Source organism: Bacteroidales bacterium, from assembly GCA_014860585.1.
GTDB lineage: Bacteria > Bacteroidota > Bacteroidia > Bacteroidales > 4484-276 > RZYY01.
This window is the reverse complement of record JACZJL010000171.1, coordinates 38,845-57,706: the sequence shown is the minus strand read 5'-3', so window position 1 is coordinate 57,706 and position 18,862 is coordinate 38,845. Positions and strand designations below refer to the sequence as shown.

Annotated in this window: 12 protein-coding genes; 6 read left to right on the top strand and 6 right to left on the bottom strand. The window is 44.9% G+C overall.

Annotated features, from left to right (window positions below):
- Positions 1–6: 6 nt before the first annotated feature.
- Both IH598_16545 and IH598_16540 read right to left on the bottom strand, forming a co-directional pair.
- Positions 7–3,327, bottom strand: a complete 3,321-nt coding sequence (locus IH598_16545) for a SusC/RagA family TonB-linked outer membrane protein (GenBank protein ID MBE0640124.1) — start codon at positions 3,325–3,327, stop codon at positions 7–9.
- Positions 3,328–3,525: 198 nt separating this feature from the next.
- Complete coding sequence (locus IH598_16540) at positions 3,526–4,947, bottom strand: T9SS type A sorting domain-containing protein (protein ID MBE0640123.1); 1,422 nt, start codon at positions 4,945–4,947, stop codon at positions 3,526–3,528.
- A gap of 77 nt (positions 4,948–5,024) precedes the next feature.
- On the opposite strand from IH598_16540, the gene IH598_16535 reads away from it, so the two are divergent.
- Both IH598_16535 and IH598_16530 read left to right on the top strand, forming a co-directional pair.
- A complete protein-coding gene (locus tag IH598_16535; GenBank protein MBE0640122.1) occupies positions 5,025–7,358 on the top strand; it encodes a T9SS type A sorting domain-containing protein in 2,334 nt (777 codons plus the stop codon).
- A complete protein-coding gene (locus IH598_16530) occupies positions 7,355–10,429 on the top strand; it encodes a T9SS type A sorting domain-containing protein (protein ID MBE0640121.1) in 3,075 nt (1,024 codons plus the stop codon). Before IH598_16535 ends, IH598_16530 begins: the two co-directional genes overlap by 4 nt.
- Before the next feature lie 41 nt (positions 10,430–10,470).
- On the opposite strand, the gene IH598_16525 is transcribed toward IH598_16530, so the two are convergent.
- Entirely contained in the window at positions 10,471–10,974 is a 504-nt protein-coding gene (locus IH598_16525; protein MBE0640120.1) for a dihydrofolate reductase, read from the bottom strand.
- 493 nt (positions 10,975–11,467) lie between these two features.
- A complete protein-coding gene (locus tag IH598_16520; GenBank protein ID MBE0640119.1) occupies positions 11,468–12,613 on the bottom strand; it encodes an acyl-CoA dehydrogenase family protein in 1,146 nt (381 codons plus the stop codon).
- A gap of 148 nt (positions 12,614–12,761) precedes the next feature.
- On the opposite strand from IH598_16520, the gene IH598_16515 reads away from it, so the two are divergent.
- On the top strand, positions 12,762–13,196 hold the full coding sequence (locus tag IH598_16515) for an energy transducer TonB (protein ID MBE0640118.1): 435 nt from the start codon (positions 12,762–12,764) through the stop codon (positions 13,194–13,196).
- Positions 13,197–13,336: 140 nt separating this feature from the next.
- Positions 13,337–13,537 (top strand): hypothetical protein, encoded by a 201-nt coding sequence (locus tag IH598_16510; GenBank protein MBE0640117.1) that lies wholly within the window; start codon positions 13,337–13,339, stop codon positions 13,535–13,537.
- Here the strand turns inward: IH598_16510 and IH598_16505 are convergent.
- Complete coding sequence (locus IH598_16505; GenBank protein ID MBE0640116.1) at positions 13,524–14,696, bottom strand: DUF4831 family protein; 1,173 nt, start codon at positions 14,694–14,696, stop codon at positions 13,524–13,526. The two genes, IH598_16510 and IH598_16505, sit on opposite strands and share 14 nt — an antisense overlap.
- A 115-nt stretch (positions 14,697–14,811) precedes the next feature.
- Positions 14,812–16,986: a glutamine synthetase III gene (locus IH598_16500; GenBank protein ID MBE0640115.1), complete on the bottom strand. Its 2,175-nt coding sequence runs from the start codon at positions 16,984–16,986 to the stop codon at positions 14,812–14,814.
- Positions 16,987–17,122: 136 nt separating this feature from the next.
- Between IH598_16500 and IH598_16495 the strand changes: the two genes are divergently transcribed.
- Both IH598_16495 and IH598_16490 read left to right on the top strand, forming a co-directional pair.
- Positions 17,123–17,959, top strand: coding sequence for a hypothetical protein (locus IH598_16495; GenBank protein ID MBE0640114.1), 837 nt, complete (start codon positions 17,123–17,125; stop codon positions 17,957–17,959).
- Between the two features lie 454 nt (positions 17,960–18,413).
- Complete coding sequence (locus tag IH598_16490) at positions 18,414–18,803, top strand: hypothetical protein (GenBank protein ID MBE0640113.1); 390 nt, start codon at positions 18,414–18,416, stop codon at positions 18,801–18,803.
- The last annotated feature ends 59 nt before the right edge of the window (positions 18,804–18,862 follow it).

Here is an 18,862-nt window from a genome sequence, read left to right as displayed (position 1 = left end):
AAATAGTTAAAATGAAGCACTTAATCCAAAAATCCAGGATCTGGTTCCCGGGAATGAAGCCCATTCGAAGCCCTGCGCATTGCCCGATCCCATAATGCCTTCCGGGTTGATTTGATCTGGAAGGGTAGTGTAGATGTAAAACAAATCCCGGCCAGTTATCGATAAGGTCAGGTTTTGAAACACCTTCGTTTTACCTAAAAACTTCTGGGGAATGGTGTAAGAAAGTGAGATTTCTCTCATTTTCACCCAGGTATTTTCGATGATCCCGGGTGTGGAAACGAATTTCCCCCAGCCACCGGCATTGGGCAGGTATTTGTAATAGTAGTGAACAACTGTAGTGTTGGGAGTTCCATCTTCATGAACACCGTCGAGGATGATTCCAATGTTGCTTGTATTCCCGTCGGGATCGGTATAGGGCAGTCCGCCCCCTTCGCGTTCGACAAGTGTTTCGGGACTCTGCCCGGTCTGCAGCCCAATCACATAAGAACCGGCATAAATATCGCCACCCCATTTGGTGTCAATCAGCGCGGTCAACCGGAATCCTTTGAACTCAGCAGAGGCATTCCATCCGGCGATGAAATCCGGCGATGCATTGCCAATCGGAACACGGGTGTCGGTGATCAGGTATTTGGTGCCTTCGTCATTTACCACCCGGTTACCGTTGTCATCATAAATATAATCGTATCCGCTGATGGTTCCGAACTCATCTCCCTCGTTCAGGATCATCGCCGGGCCGTTCAACCCCCAGATGTCGGCCAGTAAATAAGTATCGGCGTCGCCGCCAAGGCTGACCACCTTATTGCGGTTCCGCGCCAGGTTGATCCCTGTTCTTACTATCCAGTCCTTATTTTTCACCGGGACAGTATTGAGGATAATTTCAAACCCTTCATTCGTGAGCACACCTTCGTTGGTCATAATTGTTGTAGCGCCGGACGAACTGGGTACAGGGAGATTGGGAATAATCTGATCGAAAGAGTACAGGTAATAATAGGTAAAATCAACATCGATCACATTATCCAGGAAACCGAGATTGATACCGGCCTCAAAAGAATTTACCCGCTGAGGCTTCAGGTTGAGTGGCGGGATGGTAGAGGGAAATTCTGATGATTGCTGACCTCCGAAGAGGGAGGTGTTGTAATAAAAAGTCCGCAAATACGGATCAGCATCTGTTGCGGTCTGAGCTAACCCTCCCCTGATTTTCATAAAGTTGAACCAAGGCATTGACGATTGAAAATCAACTACTTCGGTTGCAATAAAACTCAGGGAAACGGATGGGTAAAAGTACGAGTTACTTTCCGGAGGGAGCGTTGACGACCAGTCGTTTCGCCCTGTGAGTTCGAGGAAGAGATAATTGTCATAGGACAGATTGAGAAAAGAATAAACGGAATTATGCCTCTTCCGGATAATTCCTTCATTGGGGATCATCGATCCGGCTGAATTTCCAAACTGCTCAACAATCGTATTGTTGTTGGGATCTGTGGTATAGGTGTTTTCGGTGAAATTAAAAAAGGTGTACATGTTGGGATAGTACCATGTGCCTGAATGGCCGCCAATGTAATAATAGTCATTATTCCACCGGCTCGCTCCGGCGGTCATTGTAACATCCATTTTCGTTCCCAGGAATTTCTCTTTTTGTGCAGTGAGCGTAAAATCGTAATTGTCGCCAATATTTCTTGACAAGCTGTTGCTGTAATACCCATTCATCAGGCCGATGGCATCGATGGGTTTATTGCGGGTTTCAAACTGCTCGATGGTGAAATCTCTGCCAACGCGCCCCAGCGCCTGCAACCAGGGGGTGATGTCATAGATCAGCGTTAATGCAGCTGTGTATTTGTCACGGGCAAGTGTGGTGTTGTTATTATAATAATCCCACCAGATTGTTTTGTTGATATAATAAAAAGGATATCCTTCCTGTGGATTTTGTGATCCGTCAGGGTTGATATAGTTTTCCTTGTCAATGCCCTGGTAACTCCTTGGCCATGAATAGAGCAGCCCCTTGCTGAATGAATTCCCGTCTTCGCCGAGCATGGGGCTGTTCAGACGGTTGTAATTGACAAAGGAGATCGTAAGATCAGTCCTGAGTTTGCTGCTGATGTTCAGGTTTGCGCCAAGATTGATTGTCGTGCGGTCGAAGTTGCTGTTATCCACAATGGGCTTGTTGTCCTGGCGGGTGATCGAAACCCTCATGGTTCCTTTGTCTCCTCCGCCTGTGGCTGCAATATTATGGGTGATGGTATAGCCACTTTCGAAGGGGATCTTCAGGTTGTCGGGTTGTGGGGAGTAAGGCCTCATTTGGCCATCCCACCATTTTACCATTTGCCCTTCCATCTTTGGCCCCCATGAAACCGAAGAACCGTAGTAACCAAATTCAGCCGAAGTACTTGATGTTTCGCCATCCTGGTTGATGATCAGGTTTTCGTTGCCGTAAATTCCGGGGTAAAGCAGGGTATCACCTGACATGGGGAAGGTGGGTTGAGTAAACGAAATTGGGCCGCCGTGACCATATGTATTCTGGACTTCCCTGTAGCGGTAGGGTTGGGTGATCCTGTAATCCATATTGTAAGTCACTCCGATCCCCTTTTGCTTTGTACCACGTTTAGTAGTAATAAAGACCACTCCATTGGCGCCCCGTGAGCCATACAATGCCGACGCTGCTCCTCCTTTCATTACAGTCATGGTCTCGATGTCGAACACGTTCAGGTCATTGATGGCACTGCCCCAGTCCACCCCACGACCAATGTTGGTCAGACCGGGAACGTTTTCCATCGGCACATTGTCCACCACAATCAGTGGCTGGTTGTCGGCCCCAATGTTGTTGTTTCCCCTGATTACAATCCTGGTGGAACCGCCTTCAACGCCGTCAGGCTGAGAAATCTGAACCCCGGCAGCCCTTCCGGCAATGGCATTCAGCACGTTTGGCGCTTTGGATTCCAGCAACACTTCATCCCCGATTTGTTCTGTTGAATAGCCTATTTCACGTTTCTGCCGGGTTATACCCAATGCAGTAACCACCACTTCCTCCATTTCGGCCAGCTTTGGGAGAAGTTTGATGTTAAATGTAGTGTTTTCTCCAACCGGCACCTCCACGTTCTCAAAACCAATAAAGCTGAAAACAAGGACCGCATCGGATGAAACACCCGGTAGCGTGAATTTGCCGTCAATACGAGTAGCAGTGCCCGTAAGCGTTCCTTTAACCAACACCGTAACACCCGGAAGTGACGACCCGTCCTCTTCTGATGTGACGATTCCTGTAATTGTTCGTTGTTGAGAAAAACCTGCACCCGCAAAAATCAGGCATAAAAAAAGAGTGGATAGAATTTTTTTCATACGCTATGGATTGGCTGATGACTTATTTTTTCATCATCCAAAAATAAGCGAAATTTGATTGAGGCAAGAAATTATGGGTAGAAAATATTTTTATGAGTAAATCCTGCATGATGTCCTGAACTTTAAATCAAAGCAACCAGAATTTCAAATTCATTTTGGAACATGCTGAATATCGCGGTTTTCAAATCGATCGGCTGGTTAGTTGACCATCACTTTTCTTACGGCGAAGCGTCCGTCAACAACCAATTCTACAAAGTACATTCCTGCCGGTAAGGCTGAAACATCAATCCTCTGATCAGGATTGACAATCGATTGTCTGATGACAGGAATCCCATTGCTGTTGTAGATTGTCAGTTGACAATCAGTGTAAAATTCCTGAATGTCAATCTGAATAAACTGTAAAGCCGGAATGGGAAAAACCGAAATCTGCGGAAGGCTGGCATCCTGAACCGAGGCCGGTTCGAAAAAGGACCACCAGCTTTCATCTTTATAAATGTTGAACCATTGTTCTGAATCTTCATCCCAAAACTGATAGGTGAATCCAATGGCGTTTCCATCCTCATCAAAGCTGTAGGCGCTATTGGAAAGATTGACCCAAAAGTTGCCAAACGCATCCCAGTATTGTTGCAGGATTGAAACCCTGTTTCCAGATTCATCATAGAAGTTCATTGTTTTTGAATGGTTTAGCCATCCATTGACATAGTCGTCCCATTTTTGCTGTATGATGGTCTCCGGTCTCTCCTGCCCGTCGTAAGTGTAATAGCTGTAGGAAAGGCTGTCCCAACCCTGGGTTTGACCGTTCCATTTCAGCTGAATGACTTCTTCCGGACTTCCAAAACCAGTGTAAAACTGAATGGTCTTTCGGGTATTTTCCCACGCACCTTCATCAGTCCATGATTCCTGTAATACCTCACCAACATGGTTTTCATTGTTGTACATGTAGGTTGTCCGAAGGCTGTCTTCCCAAAAAAAGTTATCTTTCCAGAGTTTCAGGAGTTGTTGGTGTAAAAGATCATTTTCGTTGTGGGTAAAATGAACCTGCTGGTATTTCTTCCAGCTTCCGCTCAACGTATCAAAATTGTCAGTATCGTATTGGAACGGCAGGTTATTTTCGGTGTATTGATAGAAAACCCTTCTCCCCTGAGAAAACCTGAACTTATTGGCATCCCAAATTTTATACCAGGAGATGACAGGGTTTCGTTGTGTATTGTAATAAATGGAATCCGACATCTTCCAGTTTTCAGCTTTTGAATCCCAGATAAAACCAAGAATATAGTGGGGATTGATACTGTCGTAGTAATTATTTTCCCGGCGTTTCTGGTTGACCCAGGTCGCACTTTCCTGGTCAAAAGCAGTGGTTAAAGCCCTGATGTAATTGCCAAACTGGTCACGCTCGGTCACTTTGTAGCGCTCTACATTAGCCCAGCCAAGTGACAGGACATCCCAGTTGTAAAAGTAGGTGGAGTCCTTCACAAACTTGCCATTGCGCTGATCCACTGGTATATATCCCGTTTGCGGGTCAAATTGCCGGGCAAACAGGGAACCGGTGCAAAAAATCAGCAATAAAAGCAGATTTCTAATGGATATGCTTGTCAATACCGTATTTTTTAAAAATATCATGGTAATGATTTTTCGTGTAAATTTGCTCAAAAGTAACGCTTTTAAACCATTTGAATTACTTCTTAATCCTATAGCGGATGAAAACCAAACTGTTACTCCTTTTTATTTGCTCGTTTTCGATTGTTCATAACCTATTTTCTCAATTCACTCTTCCGTTTGGTTTTGAAAAGAGTTTTTTGACCCAGGTATTCGACGAGCAAGGGAATATTATCCCAAATGCCTGGAATGGAGGTTTGTATGCAGTTCAGTTTGGAGAAGCCGATCTTGACTATGACGGAATCAATGACCTTGTGGTTTTCGATAGATATGGCAATCGCATTTTAACCTACAAGAACCTCGGAGTTGCCGGCCAAATCAGCTATCAGTTCAACCCGGGACTAAGCGGAAATTTACCTCATTTTGACGATTGGGTAATTTTTACCGATTATAACATGGACGGTCTGAATGACATCTTTACCTATTCAAAAGGGTTTGCCGGCATTAAGGTTTACAGGAACAATGGCCCGGAAGCAACAGACCAGTTTGAACTTGTTGTATCGCCTTATCTCACTTCCTTTCAGGGATCAGGTTATGTGAATATCCTGACCACCTATGTGGATTACCCTGCAATTGTTGATATTGATGACGACGGCGACCTGGATATTTTAACTTTCTGGGGACTGGGTTCTTTTGTTGAGCTGCACACCAACGAATCCATGGAACACTTCGGAGTGCCTGATTCATTGATTTACCGCAAGACAGAAAATTGCTGGGGACGATTTGCCGAAAGTGATGAATCCAACCAGTTGTATCTTGATACGTGTTTTGCATTTCGGCGGGAGGTAAAAGGAAAAGACATGCAGGCCATAATTTCTGGCAGCGGGTTGCAAAGAAATGAGTTCCGGCATACCGGATCAACCTTTCTGGTTTTTGATGAAAACGGTGACGGACTGGATGACCTTCTGCTAGGCGATGTGGACTTTTCGGCGCCTGCTTTGCTTACCAACTGGGGAACTCCCGATGAGGCTTTAATTGGAGTATATACATTCAACTGGCCGGCTTATGATGTGCCCGTTGACCTGATGTCATTCCCGTTGATGGCTTTCATAGATGTAAACAACAATGGCAAAAAGGATCTTATCGCTTCGGTATTCGATCCCAGTTTGATAAAATCCGAAAACCTTGATAATATTTGGTATTATGAAAATGTAAGCCAAACCAATGCACCGGAGTTCCGGTTGCGGACTAAGTGTTTTCTTCAGGATGAAATGCTTGATTTCGGAGCTGGCGCTGCACCTGTTTTCTTTGATTACAACAGGGATGGGTTGGCGGATATTTTGGTTGGAAATTTTGGTTACCTCGATAGCTGTTTTTACGGCGCCGGTCTGAATCTGAATTGCCTGTACCGGGGTCAATTGGCCTTACTGCAAAATGTTGGCACTGCCGGATCACCCAAATTTAAACTGATCGATAAAAATTTTGCCAACTTACCCGGCTATTTTCCAAAAGGAGAGTCCCCCTTTGCGTTGGTTCCCGCAATAGCTGACCTTGATGGTGATGGCGATGAAGACCTGCTGGTCGGCAATGCCTGGGGTAACCTCCTTTTTTTCGAAAACATTGCCTCTTCCGGACAGCCTGCTGATTTTGTCCTTGCAGAGGAAAATTACCAATCCATTTATGTTGACTCCTACAGTGCTCCCCAACTTTTTGATCTGACGGGTAATGGCTTGCCCGATTTGGTTGTTGGAAAGCGTAACGGAACCATAACTTTTTTTCAAAATACCGGAACGGCTGAAAATCCGGTTTTTACTTTTATAACCGACAGCCTTGGCAGAGTGGATGTCCGTAACCCGGATCTTTCCATTTACGGTCATTGCATTCCTCACTTCTTCAGGGATAAGGACGGAAACACCCGCCTCTTTGCCGGATCAGAGTTTGGCGAGATCCATTACTACACCGGGATTGACAACAATCTTGATGGCCAGTTTGATCTGGTGATGAAGAACTACCTCTGGATTGATGAAGGGTTGCGAAGTACGGTTGCTGTTGCAAATTTGAATTCTGATGATTATCTTGACATGATTGTTGGAAATTATTCCGGTGGCTTATCTTTTTTCCAGGGAACTTTACCGCCACCGGCTGGCATTTTGAAACCGGAAACTGCAGGGTTTGACATCAGGATTTTCCCGAATCCGGTAACTGAAACTTTTATGGTTGAGATGGTGGAAAAGCCCGGTTTTACACTGCAACCGATCAGGCTGACCATATTTGATTTGACCGGAAGGGCAATATCAAGCCTTCAGCATTCATCCGATAAAGCCCCTACTATTGATGCAAGTACTATACCTGCAGGCATTTACTTTCTTCAAATCCAGTTTGATAAAAATGCGAATCAGGTTTTTCAGCAGGTTCTCAAATTCGTTAAGCTATGAAAAAATATATCCTTGTTTCCGTACTGTTTTTTCTCAACCTATTTCTTTCAGGTCAACCTAGGCCTGAAAAAGCACCTGTGGATGTAGATTACAAAATCGCTGATGAAGAGTTGGAGGAAATGCAGCGAAACGGGGTGCTTTTACCTCCCGTCAAACCGGCACATCACCCATGGATTAATATCAAAACTCAACCATCGCGCGATTTGCCATTGGTGTATGACATGCGACAGACACCCTGGCTCACATCGGTGAAGACGCAATCTTCCGGCGGGTGCTGGGCCTATTCGGTGATGGGTGCGGTGGAATCCCGCTGGCTGATGCTGGGCATGGGTACTTACGATCTTTCGGATAACAACCTGAAATACTGCCATAAATACTTACCCGAACGCAGTACGAATGGTAACCACTGGATGGCCACCTCCTATTTTGCCCGACGCTCAGGACCTTATGCTGAAAGTCAGGACCCCTTCCCGGGTGGAACCACAGGCCCTGATAACTGCCCGGATGACCTCACGCCGCTTTATTATATCAATCAATCGCGCTATACTCCGCCTCTTGACAGGGATTTCACAAAGCAAACCCTATTGGAATTTGGCCCGGTCTGGACGTTGATGTACTACAACGCCACTTACTTTAACACAGTAACGAATACTTATTTCTATGGCGGAACACATGCAGTCAATCATGCCGGGGTGATCGTAGGGTGGAACGATACCCTGCAAACGGCCGGCGGAACAGGCGCATGGATCGTGAGAAACACTTATGGCCCCAACTGGGGGGAGGCCGGCTATTACTATGTTTCTTTTTTTGATGCTCAATTCTTGCAATATAACGGCTACTGGCCTGATGTGATGGAGCACGAACCGGATGTGTACCTTTATCAGTACGATGAAATTGGAGGCTACTGGGGAGTAGGTTTTGGAAACGAAACCGGATACGGACTGGTGAAATTCGAAGGTGCAGAGGGATTGACAGAAATTACCAAAGTCGGGACTTTTGTGCTTTATGCCGGTTCAGGTGTCGGAATTAACATCTATGAAGAATTTAACGATCAACTATCCGGACTGCTCTTTTCAATGGATGAAGTGATTTGCGATTTACCCGGATATTATACCTTCGATCTGGATTCCACCATTTGCATCCCTGAAGGCAAATCATTTTACGTTCAGATTAAATATGATTCAAAAAATGCTGACAACAAATGGCCAATTCCCATTGAGGATACGATCCCTACCTACTCAATGCCGCAAATTGAAACCGGGAAATACTGGGTAGCCCCCAACCCCGAAATTTGGCCTGCAGCCTGGTACCAGGCAGGTCATGGAACAGGATTGAACTATGACCTTTGCATAAAAACTTATGCAAAGCAAATGCCCATGCCTCCTCCACCTTTTGCAGATGCCGGTGAAAATGCAACTTTGACAGAAGGTGAAAACTTTGCTGTTGCCGGCGCTGCCGCTCTAAATTTTACTTCACTACTATGGATGTCAGACGGGGATGGCACTTTGGTTGATGAAACCACTTTTAATCCGACCTATTTCCCCGGCCAGTTGGATATTGCAAATGGAAGTGTAAATCTCATCTTTTTTGTTACTGGTTTGCCTCCATTGAACATGATGGTAACCGATACGCTGAACCTTACCATCCGTCGCTATCCGACCATTGAAATTCTTTATCCATATCACCAGGAAAAAATTTGTGATTGCGCGCTTTTAACCTCAGGAGTTGCCTCCGATCCGGATAACGATCTTTTTGTGGTCGAAATATCAGTAAATAATGGTGATTGGCTTATCGCTGAAGGGATGGGTAACTGGTCGTCAACGATCTCACTCAACCCGGGGATGAACACGATTAAAGCCAGGGCCACTGATGTAGCAAATCTGACAACGGAATCAGAAGAAATTGAAGTGATTTGCAGCGTTCAAACCATTTTCCTGCCTGAAGGCTGGTCAGTTATTTCGGGTTTTTTAATTCCAGACGAACCAGATGTGGAGTTGCTTCTTACAGATATTGCCGATAATCTTGTGGTGATCCAGAACATGAACGGTATGTACGCCCCGCCTCCGATCAACTCCAACACACTTGGTAACTGGAACAGCCTGTCAGGCTACAAAATTAAAATGCTGGCCGACGACCAACTGTCTTTTTGTGGTGACTTGCCCGAAAGTAACTCGGTATCATTCTCATCAGGATACCATATTATCCCCTACCTGAGTAACCGGAATGCTGCTATCACGGATCTTTTCGATAATCCTCTTCAGGACCTGTTGTATCTTTTTGATTTAAGCGAAGGGAAAATCTTTTGGCCGATGGGAGGAATCTACACATTAACCATACTGAACCCTGGCTTTGGTTACCAGGGATATTTTCTGAATCCATTGACAATTAGCTTTCCCGCGTATGAAGGATTCTTTTTTTCCGGCCAGAAAATATTGGCGATGGATCCGGAAATACCCTGGAGGTTCAAACCAACCGGAGAATTTCATTTGTTTAGCCTGGACAGCCAAGCATTAAATACACCTGGACCTGGTTTTATCGGGGCATTTGATCAGTTTGGGCAATGTGTTGGCGCGGTTCAGGTCGATGAACAGGAATCTGAAAATTTGCTGCTGACTGTTTTTGGGGATGATGAAATGACCGTGGGAAAGGACGGGGCAGAGGAAGGTGAACCCGTAAACTTTAGGTTTTACAATTCGTTGAATAACAATGAAGAGTCCCTTATTGCATTGTACGATTCATTATTTCCAAATGCTGAGGGTACTTTTTACCCAAAAGGAATGTCGCGTATCAAAGGTTTTATGAATGGGCTGTCAACTTCTGATCCTGAAAGCCATACAAACTTAATAAAGATTTACCCAAATCCGGCTAAGGATCACATCATGATTGATTGTCCGTTTGAAGATGGAAAATTTTTACTCCGGTTACTTTCTGCAGATGGTAAAGTAATCAGAAATCTGGAGGTGGAGGGACAAAAAATTCAGATTCCTCTGATCAGCTTGGAAAAAGGGATCTATTTCGTGAAAATTGAATCTCTGGATGGCGTAATCTACCGGAGGTTCATCAAACTATAAACATTTTCAAAACCAGGTTCCACTTCAATAACCAATAACAATTAGCGATTTTCTTTTGATTCGATTCGCGAATAATTTTCGAACCGGTACCTGAAGCTCCCGTCGGGTATATCAAACCATGTTGATTGTTCCAAAATTTTCCAATCTTCAGGTTTTATTTCAGGGAAAAAAGTGTCTCCTTCAAATGGTTGATCAACCCGTGTAACGTAGAGCCTGTCGGCAAGTGGCATAAACTGGCGGTAAATGGAGGCGCCACCCATCACAAAGGACTCTTCATCTTTGGGGCATTTGGCGATGGCTGCTTCGATGGAGTTCACCATCAAACACCCTTCAAAACACTCGGTTGGATTATCCGTAATGACGATGTTAATCCGATGGGGTAGGGGGCGCTTTGGTAGTGATAGCCAGGTGTTCCTTCCCATGACAACCGTATGTCCGGAGGTTAGTATTTTAAATCTTTTCAAATCCTCCGAAATATGCCACAGCAATTGGTTGTCTTTTCCAATTGCCATGTTTTCAGCTACAGCAACAATGATTGAAATCATGAAAAATCTTTAATTAACATTTGATTGGGAAAATCTAAACACTCTCAGGTTTGAACCTCACACTTGGTCCAAGCCGTCAGGTGAAGTATCCATGTCTTTTTATGAAGTTTCACAAAAAACAAGGATGGTTTTTTGTATTTGAACTAAAGTAATTTAAAATGAACTCCATAAACACATAGCAGAACATAGAAAAACCCCTTCATTAAGGAACTGAATTAAAATAGAAACTATGATTCCTATGCACCTATGTGGTTCAAAATCGAGTCTAGTGCAGCAATCAATTCGATGAACCGGATGGTTGTGCCCACGTGCTTGACTGACAGGTTTTGGCTATGGCAGTTCGCAATCTGACTCGTCCTGATTTTTGTTTAGTTTTTGTGTAAACTTAGTTCAGGACAAGACACTCCGCCTCCTCCTTCGTCGGAGTCGGACAAGCCCGCCTTTTCATTCTTCAAAGTCGGGCAAGCATTACCCCATTACTCCATCCCCCTTCCTACTCCTTCAAAATACTCTTCGATATCACCAGCCTTTGGATTTGATTGGTTCCTTCATAAATCTGGCAGAGTTTGGCGTCACGCATCATTTTTTCCACGCCAAAATCCCAGGTATAGCCCTCACCACCCATGGCCTGTACCGCATCCGTGGTAACTTCCATGCCTATATCTGAAGCATAAAGTTTCGACATCGCTGAAAGCTTGTTGAGTTTTTTCTTGTCGTGGTCATAAGCCCATGCAGCATACCAAACCAGGATTCTGGCGGTTTCCACCTTCGTCGCCATGTCAGCCAGCATAAAAGCAATTGCCTGATTGGATGAGATGGGGGCCCCGAACTGACGGCGGTTTTTGGTCCAGTTTTTTGCTGTTTCGTAGGCATGGCGGGCATTGCCCACACTTAGCGCACCGACACCTGTGCGTGTGCGGTCGAATGTTTTCATGGCAATGATAAAACCATGGCCTTCTTCGCCAATCATGTTTTCAGCAGGAACCTCCACATCGGTGAATAGAATTTCGTTTTGAACGCTGGCCTTTTGCCCCATTTTCTTTAATCTGGGCTTCATTTCAATGCCCGGGCTATCAGAAGGAACCAGGAATGCTGTCAGGCTTCTTGATCCTTTCTCCGGATCAGTAATCGCAAACACTGTCAGAAACGTTGAAGCTTCGGCATTCGTGATATAGCGCTTGTGCCCGTTGATGATGTATTTATCTCCCTTTTTTATGGCGGTTGTTTTGATTCCCTGCACGTCTGAGCCTGCATTGGGTTCGGTGAGGCAATAGGCGGCAACACCCTGCACCTCGTTGATCAGGCCAAAATATTTTTTCTTTAGTGCATCTGAAGCGGCAACATAGAGAGGGGTGAGCGCCAGGGTATTGGCATCAATGCAAATGCCGATTCCAATGCAGCCGGCGCCTAACTCTTCGGAGGCCAGTGCCCCATCAAGCAGCGAGTGATCGTGTCCGCCATATATTTTAGGCATCGGGCCATTCATAATACCTTCTTTGTAAGCAGCCTTGACGATTTCCCAGGGAAATTCGGCCAGCTCGTCGTACTTTAGTCTGTTCGGAATAATCCACCGGTTGGTGAAGTCACGGTATTTCTCAATGATGCCGTGCTGTTCGGGAGTTAAAGAAAAGTCGATCATTGTTTTGTTATTTGGTGATTAAAATTTGGTTACAGTCGAAGCATTCAAAACAAAAGGTGAGCAAAAATAATTAAAAAGTTGAGCAGGCTCAATTTTTAGTTACAGAAATTAACTTATGTTTGCTGAAAATCGGTTTGAAAATCACGCTATGAGTGAAAATAAGAAAGATAAAAAGTTTATTAACCTGCCAAAATACCCGGGTGGTAAGGCAGCTTTCCAGGAATTTGTCCGTAAAAACCTGCGATATCCGAAAGAGGCTTTGGAGAATAAGATAGAGGGGGCTGTTCATGTGCGTTACCGGGTGGATGGCTTGGGCAGGGTGCTTGATGTTGAGGTGACCCATGGAATCGGTTATGGCTGCGATGAAGAGGCCATGCGGGTTGTCTGGCTGCTGAAGTACGAAAAAGCCAAAAACCGCGGCCTCAGAGTTACTGCCTCGATGAAAACCAGGATCAATTTCAAGTTGCCGGAAGCCGCCCCGATTCAGATTGATTATGTAACCAAACCAAAACCTGCTGAAAAATCACCAACTCCACCTCCAAAATCCGGCGGTCAGACTTACGGTTATACGATCGAATTTTAGTTTGATTTTGCGAAGAGGCCGTCATAAAAGTCTATTTTTAACCCAGCATGTTGAAAATCAATTATTGTGGGTTTTCCTGCCGGCACTAAGGGGGATGCAGATAACTTCCGTTTTACAACCTTTTGGCTGAATCGAAACTCATGGTAAATATCGCCCCATCATCCCAACGCCCCATCGCCCCAAAGTCCAACGCACAACGTCCAACAATCCAGCGTTCAACACTCCCTGCCCCCTTCTTTTTCAGAGGTGGTCAATCATCACCCAATACCCCATTACTCCCCGCCACTTCCTGCGTCAGTGCCTGGCAAGCATCTCCCCAATCCCCAACTACTCCAGCATAAGCATCATTATCCCTCCGGTTTCCGGCGAAAATTCAACTTTGAACTTATTGAAAGGTAAACGGCGGACAGTTCCCAACTGGGTCACTGTTAATTGTTCCGTGTGAATTTCTTCTTTGCCAATTTTCAAACTGGCAAAAGCTTGTCCCGGAACCCGGTAAGCAATTCCATTCTGTGATGCATCCTGGCCTTTTTTGCCTGCAAAACCATCAATCATTTGACCTGTTCCTGCAGGTTCAAGGGTCAACTCAACCGTTTCGCCAATACCACCTTTTGCCGGGCTGATCCCTGAGTTGGCTGAGAACATGAAAAGCGGCGCCGTGGTTTTTTCCTGTTTTTTTGGAGGGGTGAAGTAAAAAGTGTGGTTTTCGAAATAAGTAAACGACTTTCCACGAAATAATGCAATGTACTCTTCTTCCAATTTTTGAAGTTGCTCATCCATAAACTGAAGGGTGCCTGTTTCATAGGCTGTTTCCTGGAAACCGGTTAACAATTTGTAACGCGACTCCCTGACCTCTTCAATTTTAGCCATGATTTCGACGGCAAAATCCTGATCGGGTTTGTCCAGTGCCCGGCTGCGAAAACTTAATTGTTCAACAATCGTTGTATCCACGGCTACCCTTCGAACAATAGTATCTGTGGAAATGTTGACCTTTCCTGAGTACATAAAATCACTGTCATCACCCGAAGTAAATTCGGTTCCATCAATCATGATCTGTCGGCCACTCTTTGGTAATTTGCGGTTTTGCGCATCGATATTATTCGCTGAAACCAAATAACCTGATTCATTGACTTCGAAAAGCAGCATTCGCGGGTCTTTTGAATCACGTTGACCCATTTCGACATAGTAAACTTCCTCAGGATCGGGTTTTGCCGTGGGTGTGATGATTACCCGGCTGATTTCGAACAAGGTATTGTCAGACTGAATGGCATCGGTAATCCCGAGGTAGCGTTCAGCATAATTCACCATCGGACCTTTCGCCTGTTTTTCAACTCTCAGCACCACATCAACCTGCAGCACCGTGAGGGGCAAAGTGTAGTAAAAGCCGCTTCCGACAGGCATCGATGCGGGGTTATTCACATGAATTACATTAACCTGCCCAAAGGTAACTATACCCGGAAGCAGCATCATCAAAATGAAAGCAGCGACTTTTTTCTTCATTTTAACCTGTATTAAATCAAAAAATCAATACGAACTAAACTATTGAATTGATTACATTCAACACTCAATATTTAATTTCTCTTCAGGATGCTCTGAGCTCCTTCGATCTCTTTTATTATTTTAAAAACAATAGCTCCCGGTATTTTGGCAATGGCCATAGTTTGTCATCTACAAGCAGTTCGAGTTTATCCACATGGTAACGGATGATCGCAAAGAACGGGAAAATCTTTTCATTGTAATAAATCGCCTGTTCCTGAGCGTCTTCGATCTTGTTTGCAATCTTGCGTTCTTCAATCATTTTGAAAACGTTTTCTTTGATCTCAGCGATATGAAGCGAAATGTCTTTAAGTGCCTGCAATTGATTTTTCGAGAGTTTTACAAAGGTTTTGTTGTCAAGAACCTCCTGTAAACCACGTACATTTTTGATGAGGACGTTCTGGTAATCAATCGCTACCGGAATGATGTGGTTTGTAGCCAGGTCGCCGATTACCCGCGATTCGATCTGGATCTGCTTGACATACTTTTCCATTTTGATCACATGGCGGGCATGAAGTTCGCGCCTGTTCAGGACACCCTCCTCTTCATAAAGACCGACTGTTTTATCGTTGAACGCTTTGATCAGCGCCTGAGGAGTGGCAGTGATGTTCGACAGTCCTCTGCGGGCAGCTTCTTCTGCCCATTCTTCGCTGTATGAGTTTCCCTCAAAAAGAATGTTTTTGGCTGTAGCGATGTAATCCCTGAGCACCCTGAGGATGGCGTCTTCTTTGCGGATTTTTTGTCCGATCAGATGGTCAACATCCTTTTTGAATTTTTTTAACTGGTTTGCAAGGATCAGGTTAAGCGGGGTCATGGCTTTTGAGCAGATGGTGGATGATCCCACTGCCCGGAACTCGAATTTATTGCCGGTAAATGCGAAAGGCGAGGTACGGTTACGGTCGGTATTATCAAGAAGAATCTCAGGGATTTTTGGGATGTTCAGGTTCAAGCCCTGGCTGCCTCCTTTGTTTACTTTACCTTGCAATTCAAGCTGGTTGAGGGCTTCGGTGAGCTGCGTGCCGATGAAGGCTGAAATGATAGCCGGCGGTGCTTCATGGGCGCCAAGCCGGTGATCGTTGCTGGCAGTGGCAATGGCTGAACGGATAAGATCGGAATGTTCGTGCAACGCCTTCAGAATATTAACCAGAAAAGTGAGAAACCTGAGGTTCGACCGGCTGTCGCTGCCCGGCGACAATAGGTTGATCCCGGTGTCGGTCTGCAACGACCAGTTGTTGTGCTTACCCGATCCGTTGACTCTTGCATAGGGCTTTTCGTGCAGCAGGACGTTGAAATTATGCTTGCTTCCAACCCTTTTCAGCAGGTGCATCAGCAGTTGGTTGTGATCAACGGCAAGGTTCACCTCTTCATATACCGGGGCGCATTCGAACTGGCCGGGCGCCACTTCGTTATGTCTTGTCTTGACAGGAATCCCGAGACGGTGTGATTCATATTCAAAGTCTTTCATGAACTCCATCACCCTCGACGGAATGGTGCCAAAATAGTGATCGGAGAGTTGCTGATCTTTGGCAGACGAATGGCCAAACACCGTCCTTCCGGTAAGGATCATGTCGGGACGGGCATTAAAAAGCGCCGAATCCACCAGGAAATACTCCTGTTCCCATCCCAATGTGGCTACTACACGTTTCACATCTTTGTCGAAATAATGACAAACTTCGGTAGCAGCGCCATCCAGCACAGCCAGTGTTTTCAGCAACGGTGTTTTATAGTCCAGCGATTCACCGGTGTAGGAAACAAAGATGGTGGGGATGCAAAGGGTATTGTCGAGGATAAAGGCAGGCGAGGTTGGGTCCCAGGCTGTATAGCCGCGTGCCTCAAATGTATTTCGGATGCCACCGCTCGGGAAACTCGAAGCATCCGGTTCCTGTTGAATCAACTCGTTGCCCCTGAAATTTTCCATCGCTTTGCCGCCGTCCACCGGGTTGATGAAGGCATCATGCTTTTCGGCCGTAGCGCCACTCAAAGGATGAAACCAGTGGGTGTAGTGGGTTGCCCCTTTACCAATGGCCCAGGCTTTCATCGAGGCTGCTACCTGGTCGGCTACACGACGGTCAATTTTTTCCCCTTTTTCGATGGCATTTCTTACTTTCCTGTAAGCCTCCGATGTCAGGTACTCCCGCATCGCTGCATCGTTGAAAGTCAGTTCGCCAAAATAATCGGAGATCTTCCCGCGGGGAATCTCTGTTTTTATCGGTTTCCGTTCCGAAACCTTCTCAAGTGCTGAAAATCTTAACATATTATAATAGGTGTATTTTTAATGAAAATCCAAATGATTAAATCGGTGGCGAAAATAAATAAATGTCCAAATTGAGGGGTTTAAAAAATATCTCCTACATTTGTCCTCAGATTTTTCATTAAAAACCCAATACCCAATGTCTGAATCTTCACAACTTACACCAAACAAAAACCTGATTATCACCATCAATTCAACGGCCTACTTCATGCTGGCCTATATTTTTGTGATTACGGTGATCAATTTTACTTCGATGGTCATGGCCAAGGTTTTCTATGGACTTAACGGAACGTTGTACCATTACGGATTTGATCTCGACCGTAAAGATTTTACCTGGACCCTCGAACCGGTTGTACTCATTTTCTTTATAGGTGTACTGCTCGCTTTGCTTTTCGGCGTGTTGTTCCAGGTGATGTACCAGAACGTGAGGAAAGGCTCCGGCCATGGCAAACTTTTCCTGCTGTGGGCTTACCTGATTGCCTACACCCTCTTTTTTGGTGACATCGTATTTGGGGCTTTTATCAACTACATGCCCGGCGCTTTTTTCAATTACATGAATATCCCCATGGTGTTCAGGGTAATCATCGGTATCTTTGGCCTGATCATGCTGTTTGTGATCGGCCAGTTTTCAGCCAAAAACATCCTGATCTCCTTGAATATCTACCTGCGAAGAGCGAGCATGTCGCAGGTCGAGCCTTTCTTTTATGCTCAATTGATTATTCCGTTCGTTATCGGAAACATCCTCATTTTTATCCTCAAGATACCTTACCAGGCCAAATTTGAATACATCGATACCCTTGTGTTGTTGAGCTTGGTAATCATCGTAATCTCGGTATTTTTCCGGATGGAGAAACTCCAGTCCATTCAGTTCACCCGCCACCGCGACAGTTTCAGGCTAAAAAAGATTCCCATCCTGCTTGCTATCATAATCACTTTGTTATTCCGTTTCGGTTTGGGAATGGGGTTGTCGTTGTAAAGTAACCTCAGGAGTTCCAATCTGCTGAATTTACTCATAAGATTTACCACCACCGGTAGAAAATGACCTGGTTCTTTTCTAATTTCTCACCTTCAAGTAATAAAAGTCCGATCTTCATGACCCAACCCGTCAATTTCCTTTTTTTTGCCGTGATTCGTCAAGCATCCCTGAACCTGGCTGCAAAACAACAAGTTAGCCTGCTTTTTGTCATGAATGACTGCTTAACCGGCAGGATCGATCCCGTTAAATTACGTTAAATTAAACGAAATTGTCCAACAAAACCAACGGATTGGTGTAAATTTGACAACACGAATTTTGATCAATTGCTGTTTTTGGCTTAATAGAACAAATATTTTTTTTGTTAAAAATTATCAATTTAACAGGTTTTTAACAATTTAGATTTGCTTCGCTTCAAATTTTATTTACTTTTGCTTTGACAAATTTTACCTAATAAATGATCAGTATTTACACCTACTTATTGATTGTCACTGCTTTGACCTTGCTGTCTGGCCATGCCGCTTTCAGCAAAAGTCATCACTTTTCAGGCGTCATGAACGATTCGCTGGTATTATTCAGTGGTTTGTCGGCCGCCGGTACGTCAACATCCCTCTCTCCAATGCGTAATTCTTTGCGCTTGCGCCATGCGGCAACACTGCCGATTTTTGCAGCAGGGAACCTGTTTCCTGCTGATGCCATTTGCAACTTGCCCATTGCTTCAACACAACGCAAGGAATTGCCTCTCACTCACAGCCGGCTGGATAATCCTGCCATTGGCCGGGAGATTCTGTTAAATCACCATTTAACCCACATAGATTTTAAAACATCTCAAATTTCAATTCATTAACAGTTTTCCAAACAATTGAGCAAACAATTCAATTTATTTATTTAATTACTAACTTAAAA

What these genes read in the sequence shown, in the direction of transcription:
- IH598_16525 (MBE0640120.1), bottom strand. Translation starts at nt 10,974, where the DNA reads ATGATTTCAATCATTGTTGCTGTAGCTGAAAACATGGCAATTGGAAAA.
- IH598_16530 (MBE0640121.1), top strand. Translation starts at nt 7,355, where the DNA reads ATGAAAAAATATATCCTTGTTTCCGTACTGTTTTTTCTCAACCTATTT.
- IH598_16520 (MBE0640119.1), bottom strand. Translation starts at nt 12,613, where the DNA reads ATGATCGACTTTTCTTTAACTCCCGAACAGCACGGCATCATTGAGAAA.
- IH598_16490 (MBE0640113.1), top strand. Translation starts at nt 18,414, where the DNA reads ATGATCAGTATTTACACCTACTTATTGATTGTCACTGCTTTGACCTTG.
- IH598_16500 (MBE0640115.1), bottom strand. Translation starts at nt 16,986, where the DNA reads ATGTTAAGATTTTCAGCACTTGAGAAGGTTTCGGAACGGAAACCGATA.
- IH598_16505 (MBE0640116.1), bottom strand. Translation starts at nt 14,696, where the DNA reads ATGAAGAAAAAAGTCGCTGCTTTCATTTTGATGATGCTGCTTCCGGGT.
- IH598_16535 (MBE0640122.1), top strand. Translation starts at nt 5,025, where the DNA reads ATGAAAACCAAACTGTTACTCCTTTTTATTTGCTCGTTTTCGATTGTT.
- IH598_16510 (MBE0640117.1), top strand. Translation starts at nt 13,337, where the DNA reads ATGGTAAATATCGCCCCATCATCCCAACGCCCCATCGCCCCAAAGTCC.
- IH598_16545 (MBE0640124.1), bottom strand. Translation starts at nt 3,327, where the DNA reads ATGAAAAAAATTCTATCCACTCTTTTTTTATGCCTGATTTTTGCGGGT.
- IH598_16540 (MBE0640123.1), bottom strand. Translation starts at nt 4,947, where the DNA reads ATGATATTTTTAAAAAATACGGTATTGACAAGCATATCCATTAGAAAT.
- IH598_16495 (MBE0640114.1), top strand. Translation starts at nt 17,123, where the DNA reads ATGTCTGAATCTTCACAACTTACACCAAACAAAAACCTGATTATCACC.
- IH598_16515 (MBE0640118.1), top strand. Translation starts at nt 12,762, where the DNA reads ATGAGTGAAAATAAGAAAGATAAAAAGTTTATTAACCTGCCAAAATAC.